The sequence below is a fragment of the Sphingobacterium puteale genome (assembly GCF_050986225.1).
Lineage (GTDB): Bacteria > Bacteroidota > Bacteroidia > Sphingobacteriales > Sphingobacteriaceae > Sphingobacterium > Sphingobacterium puteale.
On the sequence record NZ_CP158959.1, the window covers coordinates 429,860 to 450,555 of the forward strand.

The following is a 20,696-nucleotide window of genomic DNA, read 5'->3' on the forward strand; positions in this document are numbered from 1 at the left end:
CCGTTTGTATTAAATGATGTTAAGTACAGCTTATTTTAATTCAATCATTTTTTGTTTTTCATCTTCCTGCTTGTCTTCTTGTAAAATAGCTACTTGAAGGTTGCAAACTAGCATAAGGATAATAAGAACGACAAAAGCGATAGGAAAAATAATACCGATGATTACCGCAAGCAGTAAAGATATATTTAGGTATTCCTGCCCATTTTTGGAAGAAACCTTTAAGCGTGAGCTTTTAAATGAATCAAAAAGGTCTTGAAAAGCTTTTGTGATCGTTTTGCTGTTGATGCTGAATGTTGTTTTAGTTGCCATGATGTTTATTTTTTAATGTTTTTATTTCTTATTTGATATCTCAAAGGTAGGGGAGATTTGCTGAAGGGGGGAGCATCATTAGGCTAATCAGGAAAGAATCTCGGTAAATGACGGGCATGCGTCGGTCAGTGGCGAAAGAAGCACCAATAATACAGGGACTATTGGTGCTTCTTTTGAGTAGTGTTATGTCGTATTGGAATTAAAGACCCACATGCTCTGTTTTGGATTTTGTTGGTCCAGCGGCATTTTGTTTATAAGAGGGGTCGTAATTCCAATGAATACGATCTGTTAATACCTTTCCGTCTTTTTGTACAATCTTAGCTTCGATGGTGTTCGCTCCCTTCGTGAGCTTGACGTTATCAAAAATGTAGTGCACATCTGTTTGCCCTTTTCTAACGCCTTTGATAACAGTTCCGTTAACGGTTAAAGTTGGTTCACCTCTATTGGAATAAATAGTTACAGGGGTGATTTCATTTCCGCGATTGATCATACGGCGTTGGGTGACATACAATACCGATTCTTTGCTCCAATTTGCTTTATACCAGTAAAATCCATCTTTTTTCAATTTTCTATCAAAAGAAACCAGTCCTTTATAATTTCTTGGATTAACGTTCAGTGCGGTAATCGGTGTGGCGAAATCAAAAGTATTCCACACGTATGACCCTAGAAAAATAGGGCTTTTGGAGATTACGCCCCAATGGACTTCATGGAATTTTGTTGCATATTCTTCTGGGAAAAATGATGGATTGCTCCATTGGTTGCCGAAATTGCCTACCTCTTCCGCCTGATCTTCGGGAACTGCTTCGGCACCGTATTCAGAAAAGATAATCTTGTAGTCTTTGAACTCTTTACTTATCCGTTGCACCCAAGTGGCTACATCGTCATCCTTTGAGGATTTGTCTTCCAGTTCACCGTTATACCAGCCGAAATAGTGGTTGATCCCTTGTACATCGGCGTTGTTGTTAACCGGATGATCAATTACATTGTATCCGCTTACGGAGACGGTGTAACGATCCGGATCTTCGGATTTAGCGAGATCATTTAGTTTGGTCGTGAGTTCTACGGTGTAGGCAGACGGGGAGTAAACTTCGTTATGCATCCCCCAGATATAGATGGAAGGATGATTAAAATTTTGTCGAATTAGTTCTTTCAACTGCTGTTGGGCGTTATTGTCTTCCAATGTCGTCACGCGATTCACAAATGGGATTTCAGCCCAGATCACAAGCCCGATACTATCGCATTTGGAATAGAAATATGCTGACTGCTGATAGTGTGCCAGACGGATGGAAGTGGCTCCCATTTCTTTGATAATGGATAGATCTTCATCGTGGTCGGCGTTGCTCAAGGCTGAGCCTTTGCCCCAGCGGTCCTGATGCCGGCATACGCCATATAGAGGATACTTGATGTCATTTAAAAAGAAACCTTGGCCAGTACGCAATTCAAACTTGCGAATACCTAAAGGTGTCGTCACTTCATCGATGATTTGGCCATCTTTTTTAATCTGTGTTACCACACGGTAGAGGTAAGGATCATCCAATCCTTGCCATAGATGTGGATTTTTGACTGCAATTTGTTGTGATAATACCTGACGGCCCTGAGGCGGTAATGTATAAGCCGTTTGTTGCTTTGCTTTTATACTGCCATTTTTTTCAAAAATGGTTGTTAGCAATTCGATCGGTTGTATTTTTCCAGACTTGTTGTCAATTTTTATCTTCAAAGCGATATCCGCAGCTTTTTTCGAAACATTTTGCTGCGTGACATAGATTCCTTGGGAAGCAAAATCATTCACGGCAACATGGATATCTTCAGTAATAATAAGTTCAACAGGCCGATAAATGCCTCCGTACATGGGGAATAGAGTATGGTTGACCGGAATAACCTGAGGGCTTGCTTCGTTATTTACTTTGACCAACAGCTCGTTGTCCACTCCCGATTGAAGCATATTGGTTAATTCAAAGACAAAAGCGGAATAGCCTCCCTGATGCCGGCCAACAAAATTGTAACTGCCATTTCGTAGCGCGTTATCATAAGTGATATCATTTTTCCCCGTTTTGGCAGGAAGGGGTTTATTATTTAAATAAACCTCGGTATTTGTGTTAACTCCCTCAAATCGGATGAAAATGCGTTTACCTTTCCAATCTGATCCAGGAACAAATGTTTTGCGGTAATAAGCGTCACCAGTATAAAAGCGTTCGTTTTTTCCAAGGCTACCTGGTTTGATTTCGTTTGTCTGCATATCTGTTGCATTCCAGGTATGTGGTAAGGTAACAAGCTGCCATTTTCCATCAAACGTGAGGTTATAGTCAAGGGCTGAGCTGGAAAATGGACCTTTTTTGAACGACCAGTTTGCATTGAACGGAATGACGGTTCTGGCATGCAGGTTCAGCATCGTTATCCCGATTAAGAAGAGCGTATAAAAAATCCTTTTGATCATGTGGTTTTAAACTTAGGGTATTTGTTTCGTTTTCAAATATAACCAACAAAAAGACAATGCCTAATCCCGCCTTTTTTTTGAAAACAATTTATTGAAAACAAATTAACTTTATGTAGTTTATTTTTCTGTGAAAACATTTTTTATTTCTTTATTTATCTATTTGTATGATATACACTACAACGTTTTCGAGAGTTGCGCAAACGATTGACTGAATTTGGCTTTGGGTAATAACTTAATAATTTCTTTACAATTGCATCGGATATAGAACCAAATTACCAACACTAACAAACCTTAGAAAACATAATATGAATAGACCTTACTTGCACCAATTTAGAAAAACCAGGTTGTATTGTCATCTCGCATTCTTGACGCCGGTGGTCGCATTTTCGGTAATGGGCACTGCGCAGGCTAAAAATTCCCATCTATCAACAGTAAAAAATAACACTTCAATGTCTGCTTTTCAGCAGAAAATCAATGGTACAGTTGTTGATGAAAATGGAAAACCTATCGCGGGTGTGACGGTCTCCGAGAAAGGAACTTCGCATTCTACATCAACGGATGGTCAGGGGAAATTCTCGTTAGCTGTGACCTCCTCGAATGCAGTGCTACTTTTTAATTTTGTTGGTTACGTCGCTAAAGAAGCCGTAGCGAATCAATCATCTTTAGTGAAACTTGCGAAATCGGAAGATATGCTGGAGGAAGTCGTGGTGGTCGCCTATGGAACCCAGAAGAAAACGAATATGACCAGTGCTGTGACACAGGTAGACACCAAGGTCTTACAAAACCGTCCCGCACCGACAGTGGCAAATATGCTTCAAGGAGCGGCTCCCGGCTTGGTCGTTACCAGGCAATCGGGTAAACCAGGGGGACAGGGCCTAACGATCCAGTTGCGGGGCGCTTCTTCCGCTACGGATAATGTGCCGCCTCTGTATGTAATCGATGGTGTGATCAGTTCTCCCTCAACATTTGAAGGGTTAAATCCGAACGATATTGAAAATATCAGCGTACTAAAAGATGGTGGAGCAACAGCGATTTACGGCTCTCAATCTGCGGGCGGTGTTATTCTGATTCAGACCAAAAGAGGAAAAACTGGCCCTGGCCGTATTACTGTGATGAGCAATATGGGTATCCAGATGCCTTCGAATATGCCTGACCGTCTTTCGCTGGTTGAAGAGATGAAATATATGAATCTTGGTCGCGCAAATGCCGGTTTAGCACCAGAGTATAATGATGAGGATCTAAACTACGCGGTTAACGGTCCAACATTCGTTTTGGGCGCGAACGGACAATGGCGTACCTATAATCAAAAGAATCTAATTGATGAGGTTGCTAAGAAGTCCTATAATCTGTACAATAACAATATCCAATTTTCGGGAGGTAGCGAGAAAATTACCTACATGGCCTCACTTGGTAATATGAGCCAGGCGGGTATGTTCAAAGTGGGTGAAGATCATTTCACACGCTGGAATGCCCGTGCAAATATCTCAGCTCAGGTAAATAAATATTTAAAATTGGATATTGGGTCTGCCTATATCAATCAGGCAACCGATAATCCACAGGATGGTGGCTATGGTATTGATGGTGGTGGAAATGGAATCTTGCGCCAGTTTTACTCTTCACGTATGCGTTTTCCGCTTTATAACGAAGATGGTACTTACTATCGGAGCGGTACCTCGTCAGCTATCGGTTACGCTTTAATGAAAGATGGTGGATTTAACCGGGACCGAAAAGATACCTATTTCAATAATGTAACGGCGACGTTGAGTAATTTTGTAAAGGGCTTAAATGTCAAATTGATGTATAGCCGCGAGAACACAAACCAACAAAATCGCAATTTTAGAAGGACTGTTACCTATTATTCTGGTCCAGATCCCAAAACGGCAAGTCAATTGAATAATCCGAATAACTATGCTGTCACGGACTATAAGACATTATCGCTAAATTATCAGGCCATTGCGGATTATGATTTCAAGCTAGCAGAGAAACATAATTTTCATCTTATGGGTGGTTATCAGTTTCAGTCTTACGATTTTGGACAGATTACCGCGAGTGCAAAGAACTTGTATGTCAATGATAATCCAAGTTTAAATTTTACCTCTGATCCCTTGAATAAATCACACGAACAGCGCGCTGAACGTGGGAAGATGCAAGCATATTTTGGACGGTTTAACTATAACTATGATGAAAAATATCTTTTTGAGGCCACCGTTCGAAGTGATGAAAGTTCACGTTTATTTCCAGGTGTCCGTGTGAAGGTATTTCCATCCTTTTCTGCGGGGTGGAATATGAGCCGCGAAGCGTGGTTTGAATCAATTTCTGATGTCGTGAGTGAATTGAAGCCACGTGTATCATGGGGTAAAGTCGGTTCTCAGGTTGGGATTGGTTATTATGATTTTCTGGCGCAATTAAAGATCGGACCTAATACAGACCCAGGAAGAACTGGTGTTGTTTTGGGTGATACCAAACAATCTTATATTTATCAGGATATGCTTCCTGCTTTGGGAATTAGCTGGGAAACCGTTGAAACGCAGAATTTTGGATTAGATTTTAGCTTTTTGAAGCGTAAACTTAGAGGTTCGTTCGACTATTACAACAAATATAACAACAATATGTTGGTGGCGGTTGACCTGCCCGAAACGTTGGGTATAAAAATCCCGCGGTCAAACGATGGAAAGCTCAAAACTTGGGGTTGGGAATTCAACCTTGGCTATAGCGATAAGGTCGGTGAGGACTTCTCCTATAACGTAAATTTCAACCTCGCAGACAATCAGAATAGGTTGGTAAGATATGGAGGAGCCGGTAATATCATCAAAGCTGGTGTCAATCCACGGGTTGAGGGCTATGCACTGAATTCAATCTGGGGTTACCAGGCGGATGGCTATTTCCAAACCGAAGCAGATCTTGCACAAGCACCGAGTTATAAAGAGCTCTTGAACAAAGCAGGAGTTCCCGGATTGGGGGATGTCAGATATGTCGATGTCAATGGTGATGGAAAAATAAGCCCAGGTGGTGGTCGACTGGGAGATTCTGGTGACTTAGTATATCTGGGGGATATCAATCCAAGGTATCAGTATGGCTTTAATATCAATTTGAGCTATAAAAACTTTGATTTGGGTATGTTTATTCAGGGAATTGCCAAACGAAAATTTAAACCTAGCAATGAACTGATTCAACCTTTACTGGCTTCTTGGTATATGCCTATGTCTTTCCAAACTGACTATTGGACACCGGATAATATCAATGCAGCTTTCCCAAGACCTTATCTTGAGGGAACGCAGAATTTCCAGGAGTCAAGTAAATGGTATCTGAGCGGTGCTTATGCCCGTTTGAAAAACGTTCAGATCGGCTATACATTGACAAAAGATCAGATGAAGAGACTGCCGTTTGAACGGATTAGATTTTATGCTTCAGGAGAGGATTTGTTGACATTATCCAAAATGGGGGTATTCAAAGGTGTAGTTGACCCTGAGATGAAACCAACGAGAGAAGGTTCAACGACGGAGATCGCTTCCCCTTATCCATTTGCTCGGACAATATCGTTTGGAATAAACCTTGATTTTTAAGAATTGATTACCATGAAAAGAAAATTTATATATATACTACTCGCTTCACTTACACTTGGCTCGGTGCAATCGTGTAAAATTGATGAATTGCCAGAAACGACTGTACCAGATGTCGGTTTTTGGAATACAGTCGCTGATTTACGCTTGGCGGCAAACTATTTCTATACAACATTGCCGGGACTGACACAAAAGGAAGTAAATATGGACAACTGGTCGACTTTTGCTTATCCCAATGACAAAGGAGATCCTATTTCGGACGGCTCCCGTGTAAAACCCGCAACAAGTGATGACTACGACTACTCCAATATTTTTCAGGCAAATAAATTGATTGAAAAGTCCAAAGAAGTATTGGCAAAAGGGGGGGATCCTACACAGGTGAATTGGTATGTCGGTGAGGCTCACTTTTTTAGAGCGTGGTATTATTTTGAGATGTTCAAGCGCTTTGGCGGGGTTCCATTGATTACTAAAACCATGTTGGTGGATGATCCTGATGTCTATTTGCCAAGAGCCTCGAGAGAGGAGATACTGCAATTAATTTTTGACGATCTGGATTATGCGATCGAGGCCTTGCGTACTGCTGATGAGATTAATACCGCAAAAGAATATGGTCGTGTTTCGAAAACGGCAGCGCTGGCTTTTAAGTCGCGGGTCGCATTATTTGAAGGGACACGGGAAAAGTTTCATAAATATGGCGAATTTCAGAAACACCTTTTAATGGCAAAAGAAGCGGCAGAAGCTGTGATGAGCTCTAATATGCATGCTTTGTTTTCTCAACCGGCGACAGTAAATGGTCAAATTACAAACAATGCCTATTTCAACTTATTCCAATTGGCTGGAGAAGGCCGGGCAAACAGAGAAAATATTCTGGTCAGGGGTTATGGTATCAGTCAGGATAATAGTATCGTTTCTACGCCTGTGCAACGCTATTATGAAGGGAATTCTATTGTGCCCACCCAGAATTTCGTTGATAATTATGTGATGGTAGATGGGCTTCCTACGAATAAGTCACCCCTGTATCAAGAACCCGATAAGACGATGACACATGCCGAATATTTTAACAAACGTGATCCGCGGATGGCTTTTACTTTGTTTAAAAGAGGAGATGAATATATTTCAGGTGGTAACTATACGATTCCTAACCCAAGCAAACAACGAAGCGGGTTTGGAATCCGTAAGTATGCTAATGAGCAGTTCTGGGCAAGACAGGCATCCTATATAGATAAACCTGTTTTGCGCTATGCAGAGGTGTTATTGAACTATGCTGAAGCTGTTTATGAATTGAAAGAATCGGACGAATTTATTGATGATGTAGATTTGGATAAAACAATTAATCAGTTGAGAGCACGTTTGCCACAGGTGAATATCGGTACAGCTGCTGCACCTAATTTTGTTTCTATGGGCAAATTAACTAATGCTTTGGTCTCAAGTCATGGCTTGAATATGCGCGAAGAAATACGCCGGGAGCGAAATGTAGAATTGGCTTTTGAAGGATTTGCCTATTGGGATTTAATCCGCTGGAAAACAGCGGAAGTTGAATTGCCAAAAACGTTGTTGGGAAGTTATCTATTCACAGAGTATCTGACTGATAAAGACCAAAAATGGGATGCAAAGACTCCGATAAATGACAAAAATTATATTATTTTACAGGATGCTTCTTTAAGAAGGTTTGAGACTCCAAGAGATTATTTGTGGCCAATCCCGACTTCAGAGATTGCAAAAAATCCCAAAATTACACAGAATCCCAAGTGGGATTAAGAACGAGGAAGATATCTTTGGATATCTTCCTTTTTTTGTTTTCCGTGGATGATTAAATTTGATAAACAGTATCTCCGATGATGATATGTTGGAATATTGTTTAGAAACTTATAAAACCAAATTTTGATGAACTTAAATCGCTTCTTTCTTTTCTGTTTTTCTTTTTTTGTCTTGCAACATGTTCAGGGGCAAGTTGATATTATTCCAAAGCCTCTGTATGTGAAAGTCTCGGATAAACAGATTGTAGTAAAGAATACACTCCTTGTTTTTGCTGATCCGGTATTCGGAGCAGGAAGACAGTACTTTCAAAGACTTGTATTAGCCAAATATGGTCTGACCAGTTCTATTACAGACCAACGAGATGCTGCGAATATCTGTTTGCTAATAGACGATAAATTGGCTGAAGAGGCTTACAAGCTTTCGATTAAAGGTACAGCTATAAAAATTTATGCCTCCGGTCGGGCGGGCATGCTCAACGCTGTATCGAGTATTGACCAATTACTCGCTGCGGCTGAACACAAAGGTGATCAGATTCGATTACACACAGTAGAGATCGAAGACAAACCGCAATTTGCCTGGCGCGGGTTTATGCTGGACGAATCGCGCCATTTTTTCGGCAAGGAGAAAGTGAAATCTCTACTGGATTGGATGGCTTTTTATAAGTTGAATAAGTTCCATTGGCATCTGACAGATGAACCGGCATGGCGCCTGAGCATACAAAAATATCCTTGGTTAACTCAGGTTGGCGGGATAGGCAATTATCTTGATCCTTATGCCTCGGTACAGTATTATAGTCAGGCAGATATCAGCGAAATCATTGCCTATGCTGCTGAGCGAAATATTGAGGTCATTCCTGAAATTGATATGCCAGGACATGCAACAGCCGCAAACCGGGCTTATCCTTTTCTCTCTGGTGGGGGGAACGAAAAGCACCCCGATTTCACTTTTCACCCCGCCAAGAATACAACATATACATTTTTGACCGATGTTTTGCGTGAAGTGAAATCGCTGTTTCCCTCTGTCTATATTCATTTGGGAGGAGATGAGGTTGCCTTTGGCAGCGATGCATGGGATAATGATGCTAAAGTTCAGGAACTGAAAAAGACAGCAGGTCTAAAGTCCAACAAAGAAGTTGAAGAATATTTTATTCGCCGTATGGCTGATTCTGTGGCGGGGATAAACGGAAAGATTATTGTTTGGGACGAAATGGTGGATGCCAAGTTGGCCAAAGATCAGACGGTCATGATGTGGTGGCGTCATGATAAGCCGGAGCAGCTGAACAAAATTCTGGATAAAGGCTATCAGACTATATTAACTCCCAGGCTGCCCATGTATTTTGACTTTGTGCAACAAGAGAATCATAAGTATGGCCGTAAATGGGGGAAAGGATTTAATCCTTTGCAGGATGTGTACAATTTTGCCGGAAGTCAATTGGATAGTTTGGGCAATAGAAAAAAACAGGTTTTGGGTATTCAGGCTAATCTGTGGACAGAGACAGTGACGAATGTCAATCGTTTGGATTACCTTGTGTTTCCAAGAATAGCGGCATTGGCGGAGGCGGCATGGGTGCCGGGAACAGGTCGAAATTTTGATGAATTTGCAAAAAAATTAAAAAAGCATTTACCCTTATACCGCGATCAGGGGCTTTATTACTTTGATCCCTTTAAGGATAGTAATCCAGAGCCTGCGGTAATTAAGAAATCACAAAAACAATATATAGATCATCCAAAGTGATCTTCGGACGGGCAACATATAACTGGTTAATAAACACCGATTCAATCTTTCGTTGGGTGGAGTCGATTTTTAAAGAAATGATAAGATGAAATATAATAAATTGATCACAGCATTGATTCTCGGCAATATATTGCTTGGGATAAAAACTACTTCGGCACAGTGGACTGGTCCTCGCAAGAAAGTAGAAAACAAAGTAGACGTAAAATATGGACCTTTAACGCCCGCACATCGGACAGATGAAGCGATGGAACGGTTCCGAAACTATGGATTGGGACAATTTATCCATTGGGGTTTGTATGCTATTCCCGGTAATGAATGGGAAGGAGTGAGTGCGCGGAAAGGAGCGGCGGCATCCGAATGGATACGTACCTGGAGCGGGCCAACTGCACCGAAAGATTGGAAGAATACTTATGATAACCTTTATAAACAGTTTAATCCTACAGGTTTTGACGCAAAAAACTGGGCTAAACAGGCAAAAGAAATGGGGGCGAAGTATCTTATTTTTACCACAAAACATCATGATGGATTTGCCCTATGGCCATCTAAGTATACAGATTATACAATCAAAAAGAGCCCTTATAAAAAAGATATTGTCAAGCAGGTCGTAGATGCTTATACAGCAGAAGGAATAGATGTATTTTTGTATTTTTCAATTCTCGAATGGAATAATTCAAACTATATGTCCAAAGCACCCTCTACCTCTGAAGAGAAGGCTAAATTCAATAAATTTTTGGAATATACGCGTAATCAGCTGCTGGAACTTTTACAAAACTACCCGCAGATAAAAGGTTTTTGGTTTGATGGTACCTGGGATCAATCGTGGATCCAGGCGTATGATTTTACGTATAAATTAGAAAAGGAGCTGCGTGAAAAACATCCGGGATTGATTATCGGAAGCCGATTTAGAAATGACGAATTTGGAAAACGGCATTTCGACTCCAATGGTGAAATGTTAGGTGATTATGAACAAGGTTGGGAACGCAAAATGCCGAAGGAATTTGAATGGTTGGAGGGACGTGACTGGGACTGTGTCATGACGATCCCTCCGAATGGTTGGGGTTATATGAAAGATTGGTCTGGAATTTATACGAAGACCTCAGAAGATCTGATCGATATGTTGATGAATTGTGTCTCCATGAATGGCAATTTTGTATTGAACTTTGGGCCTGATGGGAACGGTCTTATGCGTCCGGGAGAGGATAAGCTAGCCAAGGAAATCGGGGACTGGATCAAAATAAACGGAGAAGCCGTGTATGGTGTCAGACATGCGGGGCTTGCGCCATCCAAGTTGGGGTATTTCACGAAAAAGGCCGACAACCTCTACCTTACTGTGTTTAACCGCCCTGTCAACAACATTGTACGTATTGCTGTTCCTAAAAACGCTGCGGAGGTTCCGGTGGAAGCTGTATTGTTGCAAGATGGTCAATCTTTGGATCTTAAACGTTCCGACATTGGATTGGATCTTGACAGGAATACCTACTATGATGTTGTTCTTCCGGGGACATTTCGTGCAGATCAAGCTTTTGTTGTAAAAATGAAACTAGGTAAACCAAAATCGCAAAGTGATAAATTAATGGATGCAAAGATGTAATTTCCTGCATTAGGTTGGATTTCACAATTTCATTTCATTTTAAATGCGTATGAACCCTACTCCAGCGGACGATTGGGAGTGATCGAAAAAAGCGGGATTTAAATCAGTGTTGATTTAGATTCCGCTTTTTCTTTTATACAATAGCCGACAGTTCCTGTGGATGGTGGATAATATGCTTTGCGCCGTGCTGTCTCAATTCGTTCTCCTCGCGAAAGCCCCAAGTCACACCAATTGCAGTCACAGCAGCGTTATTGGCGGTGTCCATATCAATGGAAGAATCACCGACATAGTAACAGTTCTCTTTTGCTATGCCTAATTTTCGTAGGGTTTCCAGGACAATGTCTGGATCAGGTTTGGGCGGATGTCCTGTGCGGTGACCAAGGACGAGATCAAAAGCGATCGTGGGAAAATATTGTTTAATTAAAGGAATAACCGCCTCATGATATTTATTGGATGCTATTGAGATCAAATAACCCGACGATTTCAATTCTTCTAGTAGCGGTATAATTCCGGCATATGGTTTTGTGTGCGAGACAGGCTTTTGCTCGTAATATGCTTTAAATGCAGTAAGCAAAGTAGTAATTATGTTTTCTGATCGTGCTTCTTCAGGTAATGCGCGTTCAATCAATTTTTGTACCCCATTGCCTACAAATTTCTTATAGGCGGACAGTTGATGTATGGGATAGCCGTATCGTTGAAGAATGGCATTACAGCTGTCCCCAAGATCTTGCAAAGTATCCAGCAATGTACCGTCCAGATCAAATATTATTAGCTTCATGGGCTAAATCTAATAAAAACCGCGATGGATTTATAGTGATATTCATCTATAAAATGGTGTTTTTTTAGGAATGTCAAGTTTTTTGGAGCACAAGTGGTGATACGGTTAAGTAAAAAGTCAAAGCACAAATAATCGTGCTTTAACTTTTAACAGTAGAAATCTTCGGATTTTTTTGTTTTATCCAGGCCAAACGGCTGTTTTAATCTGAATGAAATAGTATAATTAAACGATGAATTATTTCCAGATACGGCTATCTATACTCCCTTTTTTTGCGTTGTCTAAATCGGGAAAGAAAGTAAAGCCTGTTGCTTTTTCCAGTTCGCTTACCGTTAATCTGTAACTGTCAAAAGTACTTCCTGATGGCGGGGTAATATTGTCGATCTTATAGCCAATGGTATAGTATTCGTTCCCTTTTTTCATGGCCAATGCTTTGAAATAGTACTTTGGCTTTGCAATGTCTTTCCCGTCATTGTCCGTGGCAAAGTCAAGTAGGTTGTCCATCTCACTTGTAGGCATTGCTCCTGTTACAACATACATGGTGTCACACTGTGCGGTCCAGGTTCTCACCTTTGTTTCCAGATTTGCCCAGAGTCCCTGATTGAGACGGGATGCTTGTGCTGTCATATTGGTGAAGTAAAATGTTGTTTTATTCTGCGTTATATTCAGGTTTCGATCCGCGCTGGGAAGTTGATGGCCGCGGTCATAACCTGAGGGCTGAAATCCTTTAAATAGCGTTGGTTGAAATGCTGTTGATACGGCGGGGTCATATGCCCATGCATCGGTGCGATTGCCAGAGCCTAAAATATCACGGTATAACGGATAAGCAACCCAGTAAGCCATTTTAAGTGTTTTATTGTACAACATCGCATAGTTTCTTTCGGTTTTTGCGTCGGGAAGAAAGTGCTGTACAAAGACCTCATCATTACTCAGATCGTTCATTTTGGGGATTTCAAGATAAGCTTGAGAGTTGCCGGTTTCACCACTTAGTTTACCATTGTTAATGCTGATATTAAAACGATAAAGATTCCCGCCGATCAGTTTTTTTAGCTGTTCATTTTGCGGTGTTGTCCAGGTATAACGATCGCCATTCGGAGCTATAAATTTAATTGTCTTTTGGGTGATGTTCTCTCCGGGAAGAAGTATGAATTCTATTGTAGCGGTTTGCGTGCTGCTCGCCATTACGTTTGCTTGAATATCTTTTTTTTCATTCGTATTGATATTCAATTTGCCTGTTGAGAGATCAAATCCTGCTGTTGTATGTACTGATGGAATACTTACTGTGATCGGTCCGGCTTCCAAAGCGGCCGTATTTGTTATGGAAAGGTGAATAGAAATCTTGCTTAACTGTCTTACAAAATTAAGCGGGACGGTATTGTTCGTTTTGCTGATGTTTTTTGTATTGCTTGCATACATGAAGTCCAATGCCGATAGGTTCGTTTGATCACTTACATCAAGAGGATATTTAAAATCGCTAATGGGTCTGTAAGGATAATAGGCAATGAAATCTACTGGTTCATTGGGTAAATAACTGGGAGTTTTGCTTTGAAATACTTTGCCATTAATGGTAAATAGGTGATTATTAATTTCATTCATAATAGAACTTGAACTTAATGGCTGTCCGTTTCTGATCATATAAACGCCAATTTGATCATTCTTATTCCAGGGGCTTTCTATCGCATTCGTGTTTATTTGCCCCACGATGGTAGGTGTAAATTGTAGCGCAGTATGTTCAATTCGGGAATTATTTTTTTGACATGCGTTGAAGGTAAGTAATGCGGTCATCAGGTAAACTATCCGACACATGGTATGCTGTGGAATAGCCATTAGCTTGTAAATCATTTCGATCGTTAGTGTTTGTAAATAATGAGACGGCAAAAGTAACTAGAAAAACTAAACAAAAAGAGCACTAACCTGCATTTTTGCTTCAATAAATGTTTCGCAAAAGTATGTGTTTGATTCTTAGATGTAATTATTTTTTTTGATTGGCTTCAAATGGTATTCTCAACGACTTCAAGCTGTGACATTTTAGTCCTTAATTGATTTTGTGCAGGTTTTACGAACAATGATGGTTAGTGTATTATTGTAGTTTGGAGGGTATATTTTAAGGAGTTTTTATTGAAATTTTCCTAAAGAAAAGAAAATAGCACAATGTTTGCTGTTAATGCCCGAACATATATTGATTTGATAAATTATTAATCTGTACGGATAAGAAATGAAGGGAGTATTTGAATTAAAAGGACTAGTGAACAGACTTTGTATGGCTTTATGTGCATTGGTAACGGTTTTTACATTGTCCGGTTGTTTTGACTTTGTCGAACAGATTGACCTTAAGCCTAACGGTTCGGGGCATATCGCAGCAACATTGAATCTAAGTAAAAGTAAAACAAAAGTCTCATCCCTGATGAAGATGAAAAGTATTAAAGGGATACAGATACCAACGCAAGCTGAAATGGAAAAGGAGATCCGGGCTGCGGTTCAGATGCTTAAACAGACGAAGGGTATCTCTAATGTACAGTATCGAACAGATTTCACAAACTTTATTGTAAATATTTCTTGTGATTTTAGTCAGATCGAATCGTTAAATGCTTTTTCTGATATATTGGCAAATCGGTTTAAAACGAAGATCTCAAACTCAAATCGATATTATTATAATGTGCAGACCAATATATTTGAACGTAAATTTGTAGCCTCTAACACCTGGAAGGCTAAATTCAATCAGTTGGGAAGCGATAACACGGCGCAATTTGCAGATGCTTTTTATACCCAGATCATTCGGTTTGAAAAACCGCTTGCGTCACAGGAAAATAGTAAAGCAAAAGTAGCCGGAAACAAGAGGGGAGTACTATTAAAGTTATTATTTACTGATCTGGTCTATGGTAAATCTACCTTGGCAAATAAAATCACATTAACAAAATAACCTATATGAAATCAAAAATTTTATTGACCGGACTGGTATGTCTGTCCCTAATGGGGAGCGTGAAATCGCAAGATTTAATTAAGCTCATTCCCGAAGAAGCTGAAATGATCGCGGCCTTTAATGTAAAGGAGATTGTGCAGAAAGCAAATGCAAGCAAATTGAACGAATTGCTTCAGAAAGCCGGCCTCTTCAAAAAGATTGAAAAGTCGGGTGCTTCAGTTGGGAATGATATCAAAAACCTAGGTATTGACCTTACGCAGACGTCTTATTTCTATAGCAGAAAGACAGATAGCGTGAGTTTTATCGAGTTTATATTTCCGCTGTCCAATAAAGGTCAGTTTGAAAAATTATTACATGATGCGGGTGAGTCTAAACCCTTTGCCAATGGTTATTCAACGATAGCACTGAAACCGGGGAGTATGTTGGTTTATAATGACCGACTGGCACGCTTTATTTCGTCGACGATGAGTAGTACCTTCTTCGACAACGACTCCGTTGCAAACCGCTATGGAATAAAAAAAGTATCCTATATGGCCCCTGCGGCTGATGCATATTCTTCAGAGATAGATTCTGCGGCGGCAGTTGCGGATTCGGCAGCAGTGGCAGTAGAATGGGAAGAAGGGGAAAAGAAAATAGAACTACCGAGCTCGCCGATTATTGTGGAGAGTGTGCCAGATACGGTCGTGGCGAGTGTGGAGGAAGCTGTGCCAGTGCCAATGGATGTCGCTCCGGCGGAACTGCATGATCCAAGTTATTACGATTCGCTTTATACAGCCTATGCGGATCAAAATCGAAAAAATGATTCCATACGCAATGCGCTTCGTGATAAATGGTTGACAGGAGAAGCTACGCGTTTGCTGTCTGCTTCCTATAAACCGCTCTCTGTTTCGGATCAGAATAAGGTGCTGAAAAACCTGGGATTGATCCGCCTGTACGTACCGCATGTTGAAGAACTTTACCGTGGCCTTATGCCTTATAAATCGATTCCATATCTCTATATGGGCATCAATATGGATAAATTTAGAACAGGATATCAGGATGGAGTGCTCGATTTATCGCAAGAAGGAAATATAGTGAAATTAAAGGGTTCGATAGGCTTAGATAAAGATCTTGCTGAAATGTCAAAACGGTTTTATGCCAGAAAGCCAAATGGAAAATTCAGTAAATATTTGACCGATAAAACGCTTGGGTTCTTCAATTTTAATATTAATTCAGAAGCTTATTTACGGGATATGCCTGGTTATATGGCCAAATACTATGGCGGGTTATTGGGGCCTCAGCAAGATTTAGTTGAGTGGGGGCTGATGGCGCTTGAAGTTGCACTAGATGAGAAAGCCATTGCACAGGTAATGCCCGGAGATCATCTTTTTGTGGTCAATGGTTTGCGTAAATTTAGAAAAGAATATATTGATTATACCTATGACGATGATTATAATGCCACGGAAGTAAAGAAAACAAAGGATGAAACCTTACCGGTATTTATCTGGATGTTTACTTCGAAGGATCAACGTCTGATAAAAAAAGGACTGGATCTAGCGATTGCCAAAACCTTAGGTAAAACACAGGATGGTATCTATGCATTTTCTTCAAAAAAAGCAATGGATTTCCCGATGTATGTGCTGTTGAAAGATGATTTGGTGATGGTAAGTAATGATTCTTTATCGCTATTTGATATCCGCCAAAATAAGATGGCAGCCCCTGCGAATAAAGATTTTATTAAATTGATGAAACAAAATAAAATGTCAGCAGCTTTTGACCTGCAAAAGTTGCCCGCTATGCTTCAGGAGATGAGCATCAGTCCCGGAAGACAATGGGACAAAACTGTTGCACAACTGAATCAATATGGCAGTACGGCAATCACCTCGAAAGGAATCGTCGGTAACCGTATGGAGGCAGAGATGTCTTCAAAGCTTCCACAGACAAAGGAGGGGGCAATTAGTTATATGATTGACCAGATTCTACTGGAGATTGACAAATAGGAAGATTTACTGAGCATCAAACAATTTAATTGTAGAATTGTTTGATGCAAAGTTTGTAATATTAAGGTTATATTTTTATAATGTTGATATAATGTTACACGATGTTTAGACCAATAATGGTATTTTTGTGGTTTGTTATTTGCAAATAATAGGATAAAAAAACGATTTGTACTTGATATGGGGATATTTTCAAAACTGTTTGGTAACAAAACTCAAGATTCAAAAATAAAGGTTGTTGGGACACTCGCCTTTTTAGAAGTGGATATGCACAACCATATTCTCCCGGGAATAGATGACGGAAGTCAGTCCGTTGAACAATCAATTGATTTGTTGAAAGGCTTGGGAAGAATGGGATTTGAAAAATATATTTGTACACCGCATATTATGGATGGGGTGCATCCGAATTCAATCCAAACAATCGAGGATGCCAAAGACAAGTTGGTGAATGGTATAAAACACCTGCCTAATATTCCTGAGATTTATCCTGCAGCTGAGCATATGATAGATGACGGAATTGCAAGGTTGATCGATACCAACGAGCTTTGTGTAATGCCTGGGGGCTATGTGCTCATTGAAATGTCTTACCTGCAGGAATCCAAAGCGTTATTTCAAACTATTCTGGACATTCAAAAGCTTGGTTATCAGCCTATATTGGCACATCCAGAACGTTATAATTATTACCATTATAATTTTAATATGTACAAGCAGATCAAAGATGCTGGTTGTATGTTGCAATTAAACCTGCTGTCGGTCAGCAGATACTATGGTGTTGAAGTGAAATCTGCAGCTTTAACGATGATTAAATCGGGTATGTACGATTTCGTTGGGACGGATGTACATCATAACCGTCATTTGACTGCGCTGGAGGAGATTGTAGCGAAATATCCCGTACGCGACTTATTAAAAACATGTAATATCTTAAATCCGACGCTTCAGGATCATTTGGGAAGCAATGATAATGTCACCGCCGCAGGATAAAGGAAAAAAATACGATACAGAGATGCTCATAAGGCATCTTTTTTTGTTTCTGCTAAACGCTCATTCATGTCGATGGGACGAATTTATCGGGAGTTCTTTTATTCTTTACCGGTCAGATGGATTTGTCGAAATTATTTTCGTTTATGCATGTGTTTTGTAATCATGGAAATTTCGAAAATTTGGCTACTTTTGGATTTAGCATTTTTCATATGAGAGGAAACAGAATTTTTATTCAAGATTGGATTGCACATCATACTTACCAAAAAGCAAACGATATAGATAGTTATTACTTAAAAGTTGCCAATCAGATCAACGATAATTTATCGACATTATGGTTTGAAGAACCGGAAACGAATGACCTAATTCAGACTGATGCCTTAAAAACATTAAGTATTTACCTGACCTGTTATTTGGAGGATGTTATTGCCAACACAGGGATATTTGCGGCTTTTAGAACCATTCATAAAGAATTGTACAATGAGTTTCTACCCTTCTACAAGGACAACGATCTGTTGGATTACTATCCTGAGGATATCAATAGTGAAGATGTTGCTGTATTAGCCTGGTTATTTTTTAGTGAGCGCAACCCGCATCTGTTTATTGATCCTCATGGCCGTTTGATACAGTTGGTAACGGATCTTACCTATGCTATTCTGGAGGAACATTATGAAGTGGCCCCTGAGAATCCAAAGTTAAAATCAGAATATACATTGGATGAAAATGCGGATTATTTTGAGGTTCGTAATTTTATCGAAAAACTTGTCGCAACAAACTATCTGACAGCAGGAGAGTATAATACCAATCTTAACCATCTGATGCAGGTTGCAGAATTGGGAAGATATCAGCACGATCAGGCACAGTTGCAGCAAATGATCTATCGGGTCCGTGATAATCATTTCAATAATTATAGACTGCACTTATTTGCCCTTAAATCATCTGAATATGTTGCGGAAGTGGTTGGTAAGGAACATGCCCTTTATAGTTCCGTCAAGACGCTGGGGAACCGCATCCATAGCTTTTTTGACTATGTAAAAACGGATGAACAGTTTGTCCATGTAAAACATATCAATACAAAAACGGTATTCAAGATTTATAAAGATTCAATCCGGGAATTTGCAGAGCCTTCTACGACATTATCTTTTTACATGGAAATTGTTCCTTGGAAAGATGCCTGGAATCTGTCCGGAATTATGACGGTGGTCAATCCGGAGGAAGTAAATTTCGATCTGCCGGAACAATATGAGATGACCTACCGCATTGAAGCGATGGCCGGTAAGGACAAAAGCTTGAAAAAAACAGAGAAGCAATTGAAAGATATGGGTAAATTATTCCAGTCTGAGCAAAAGGCCGCTGTAGCTTTTATGGAGGGGCGAGAAGTGAAAGAGTTTGCAAGCAAATTCTTTCAAACATATCTGCAAAAATATCCAGGCAAAGAGGAATCAGCACTTCCGGAATCGAATTTGGATCTGACAGCAGATGCGAAAGTGACGGTTTTCTTCAACCCAAAGACAGGATTAGAGGTATTTGGTGGAATAGAAGATTTCTTTCCATTGGAACATAATCCATTTATTGAAAAGAAAGAGGAGGGAACCCGAGCAGACGTTCCGTTTGCCCGTTATTTCTTGAATCTTTTGGTCGAAGACTTTTTTCCGGGTGAATTGTCAAAGTACTACGCCAACTTATTCAAAACGGAGGTAGACAAACAATTCTTCTTCCCGTTGGAAGAGCCTATACTGGATTTTTTCCTTCGTTTCTATAAAAGAGGAAGTTACTTTTTGGGGCCATTCCCGCTCATAAAATAACCTTGTCTATTCAGTGCGTATACATTTTTTAATCCCATTGGAGATCCCAATGGGATTTTTTAATGAATTTAATCTTATTACAAGAATCGACTTCCTGACCTTACAACAATACCTTTATGAAAATTTCTGGAATCTGAACTACAAGGGTTAATTGTATGTAAACGGATTGTATTTAAAACGTTATGGCTACCGAAGGTGAAACCGTGCTTTGAGCGATGGTGCATTTTCATTCAAATATTTTGAAAATTTCTCCCTAAACTTGTAGCATCAATTATAAGTGATGAAGGATGCCTACTGAAAATAACAATATCCCAGATTTTAAAAAATTCTTTTTGTCTTACAAAGATAAGGTTTATAAATACGCCTTATTACATGTGAAAGAAAAGGATACTGCCGCCGATTTGGTTCAGGAGGCATTTTCTCGTATTTGGAATAAATGGAAGGAATTGGATGAAACAAGAAATCCCCAGTCTTACTTATATACCGTCGTTAAAAATCTCGTATTTGATGAACTTAGGAAGCAAAAAGTGCGGTTTCAATTTAACCTTGCAGGGATTGATGCCACCACCTTGGTGGATAATTCGAATGAAGAATCTATCCGTTTTAAAGACTTAGAACGTGTCTATCGGGAAGCAATTCAAAAACTTCCTAAAGCACGTCTTGAAATATTCTTGTTAAGCAAGGAAGAGTTTTTGGATAATCAGGAGATTGCGGATCGTTTAGGCATATCTGTCAATACCGTCCGTGATCAGCTGGTCAAGGGAAATAAGTTTGTACGCCAATATATTCTGGATAATTTTGAGATTTCAATAGCCCTGTTGATCTTCTTAACTATTTTTTAGTGTAGCGTCGTCTT

13 protein-coding genes are annotated in these 20,696 nt (G+C 39.9%); 9 read left to right on the plus strand and 4 right to left on the minus strand.

The features are described 5' to 3' along the window. Positions 1 to 30: 30 nt before the first annotated feature. Together ABTV71_RS01740 and ABTV71_RS01745 are read right to left on the minus strand one after the other, a co-directional pair. Positions 31 to 309: a DUF4342 domain-containing protein gene (locus tag ABTV71_RS01740; RefSeq protein ID WP_121124167.1), complete on the minus strand. Its 279-nt coding sequence runs from the start codon at positions 307 to 309 to the stop codon at positions 31 to 33. A 199-nt stretch (positions 310 to 508) separates the two neighbouring features. Further along, entirely contained in the window at positions 509 to 2,743 is a 2,235-nt protein-coding gene (locus ABTV71_RS01745; protein ID WP_433902088.1) for a glycoside hydrolase family 2 TIM barrel-domain containing protein, read from the minus strand. Positions 2,744 to 3,048: 305 nt separating this feature from the next. Here ABTV71_RS01745 and ABTV71_RS01750 point away from each other — a divergent pair, with 305 nt between their 5' ends. From ABTV71_RS01750 to ABTV71_RS01765, 4 genes are all read left to right on the plus strand, one after another. After that, complete coding sequence (locus tag ABTV71_RS01750; RefSeq protein WP_433902089.1) at positions 3,049 to 6,306, plus strand: SusC/RagA family TonB-linked outer membrane protein; 3,258 nt, start codon at positions 3,049 to 3,051, stop codon at positions 6,304 to 6,306. Between the two features lie 12 nt (positions 6,307 to 6,318). Continuing rightward, positions 6,319 to 8,061 carry a RagB/SusD family nutrient uptake outer membrane protein gene (locus ABTV71_RS01755; protein ID WP_433902090.1) on the plus strand — a complete coding sequence of 581 codons (1,743 nt, stop codon included), beginning with the start codon at positions 6,319 to 6,321 and terminating at the stop codon, positions 8,059 to 8,061. 126 nt (positions 8,062 to 8,187) lie between these two features. Then, positions 8,188 to 9,795, plus strand: coding sequence for a beta-N-acetylhexosaminidase (locus ABTV71_RS01760; protein ID WP_433902091.1), 1,608 nt, complete (start codon positions 8,188 to 8,190; stop codon positions 9,793 to 9,795). An 85-nt stretch (positions 9,796 to 9,880) separates the two neighbouring features. Continuing rightward, entirely contained in the window at positions 9,881 to 11,386 is a 1,506-nt protein-coding gene (locus tag ABTV71_RS01765; protein ID WP_433902092.1) for an alpha-L-fucosidase, read from the plus strand. Between the two features lie 133 nt (positions 11,387 to 11,519). Here the strand turns inward: ABTV71_RS01765 and ABTV71_RS01770 are convergent, their stop codons facing one another. After that, the gene (locus ABTV71_RS01770) at positions 11,520 to 12,164 is read right to left on the minus strand and encodes an HAD family hydrolase (RefSeq protein ID WP_121124176.1); all 645 of its coding nucleotides are present in this window, start codon (positions 12,162 to 12,164) and stop codon (positions 11,520 to 11,522) included. A gap of 234 nt (positions 12,165 to 12,398) precedes the next feature. Next, on the minus strand, positions 12,399 to 14,003 hold the full coding sequence (locus tag ABTV71_RS01775) for a DNA/RNA non-specific endonuclease (RefSeq protein WP_433902093.1): 1,605 nt from the start codon (positions 14,001 to 14,003) through the stop codon (positions 12,399 to 12,401). A 373-nt stretch (positions 14,004 to 14,376) separates the two neighbouring features. On the opposite strand from ABTV71_RS01775, the gene ABTV71_RS01780 reads away from it, so the two are divergent. From ABTV71_RS01780 to ABTV71_RS01800, 5 genes are all read left to right on the plus strand, one after another. Further along, positions 14,377 to 15,081 carry a hypothetical protein gene (locus ABTV71_RS01780; RefSeq protein WP_433902094.1) on the plus strand — a complete coding sequence of 235 codons (705 nt, stop codon included), beginning with the start codon at positions 14,377 to 14,379 and terminating at the stop codon, positions 15,079 to 15,081. 5 nt (positions 15,082 to 15,086) lie between these two features. Next, complete coding sequence (locus ABTV71_RS01785) at positions 15,087 to 17,060, plus strand: DUF4836 family protein (protein WP_433902095.1); 1,974 nt, start codon at positions 15,087 to 15,089, stop codon at positions 17,058 to 17,060. A gap of 177 nt (positions 17,061 to 17,237) precedes the next feature. Continuing rightward, on the plus strand, positions 17,238 to 18,038 hold the full coding sequence (locus ABTV71_RS01790; RefSeq protein ID WP_433902096.1) for a tyrosine-protein phosphatase: 801 nt from the start codon (positions 17,238 to 17,240) through the stop codon (positions 18,036 to 18,038). A 209-nt stretch (positions 18,039 to 18,247) separates the two neighbouring features. Further along, a complete protein-coding gene (locus tag ABTV71_RS01795) occupies positions 18,248 to 19,840 on the plus strand; it encodes a DUF3843 family protein (protein ID WP_433902097.1) in 1,593 nt (530 codons plus the stop codon). A 287-nt stretch (positions 19,841 to 20,127) separates the two neighbouring features. Next, positions 20,128 to 20,682 carry an RNA polymerase sigma-70 factor gene (locus ABTV71_RS01800; protein WP_121124187.1) on the plus strand — a complete coding sequence of 185 codons (555 nt, stop codon included), beginning with the start codon at positions 20,128 to 20,130 and terminating at the stop codon, positions 20,680 to 20,682. Positions 20,683 to 20,696 lie beyond the last annotated feature (14 nt).

What these genes read in the sequence shown, in the direction of transcription:
- ABTV71_RS01760 (WP_433902091.1), top strand. Translation starts at nt 8,188, where the DNA reads ATGAACTTAAATCGCTTCTTTCTTTTCTGTTTTTCTTTTTTTGTCTTG.
- ABTV71_RS01775 (WP_433902093.1), bottom strand. Translation starts at nt 14,003, where the DNA reads ATGATTTACAAGCTAATGGCTATTCCACAGCATACCATGTGTCGGATA.
- ABTV71_RS01790 (WP_433902096.1), top strand. Translation starts at nt 17,238, where the DNA reads ATGGGGATATTTTCAAAACTGTTTGGTAACAAAACTCAAGATTCAAAA.
- ABTV71_RS01800 (WP_121124187.1), top strand. Translation starts at nt 20,128, where the DNA reads ATGCCTACTGAAAATAACAATATCCCAGATTTTAAAAAATTCTTTTTG.
- ABTV71_RS01765 (WP_433902092.1), top strand. Translation starts at nt 9,881, where the DNA reads ATGAAATATAATAAATTGATCACAGCATTGATTCTCGGCAATATATTG.
- ABTV71_RS01740 (WP_121124167.1), bottom strand. Translation starts at nt 309, where the DNA reads ATGGCAACTAAAACAACATTCAGCATCAACAGCAAAACGATCACAAAA.
- ABTV71_RS01755 (WP_433902090.1), top strand. Translation starts at nt 6,319, where the DNA reads ATGAAAAGAAAATTTATATATATACTACTCGCTTCACTTACACTTGGC.
- ABTV71_RS01780 (WP_433902094.1), top strand. Translation starts at nt 14,377, where the DNA reads ATGAAGGGAGTATTTGAATTAAAAGGACTAGTGAACAGACTTTGTATG.
- ABTV71_RS01745 (WP_433902088.1), bottom strand. Translation starts at nt 2,743, where the DNA reads ATGATCAAAAGGATTTTTTATACGCTCTTCTTAATCGGGATAACGATG.
- ABTV71_RS01785 (WP_433902095.1), top strand. Translation starts at nt 15,087, where the DNA reads ATGAAATCAAAAATTTTATTGACCGGACTGGTATGTCTGTCCCTAATG.
- ABTV71_RS01795 (WP_433902097.1), top strand. Translation starts at nt 18,248, where the DNA reads ATGAGAGGAAACAGAATTTTTATTCAAGATTGGATTGCACATCATACT.
- ABTV71_RS01770 (WP_121124176.1), bottom strand. Translation starts at nt 12,164, where the DNA reads ATGAAGCTAATAATATTTGATCTGGACGGTACATTGCTGGATACTTTG.
- ABTV71_RS01750 (WP_433902089.1), top strand. Translation starts at nt 3,049, where the DNA reads ATGAATAGACCTTACTTGCACCAATTTAGAAAAACCAGGTTGTATTGT.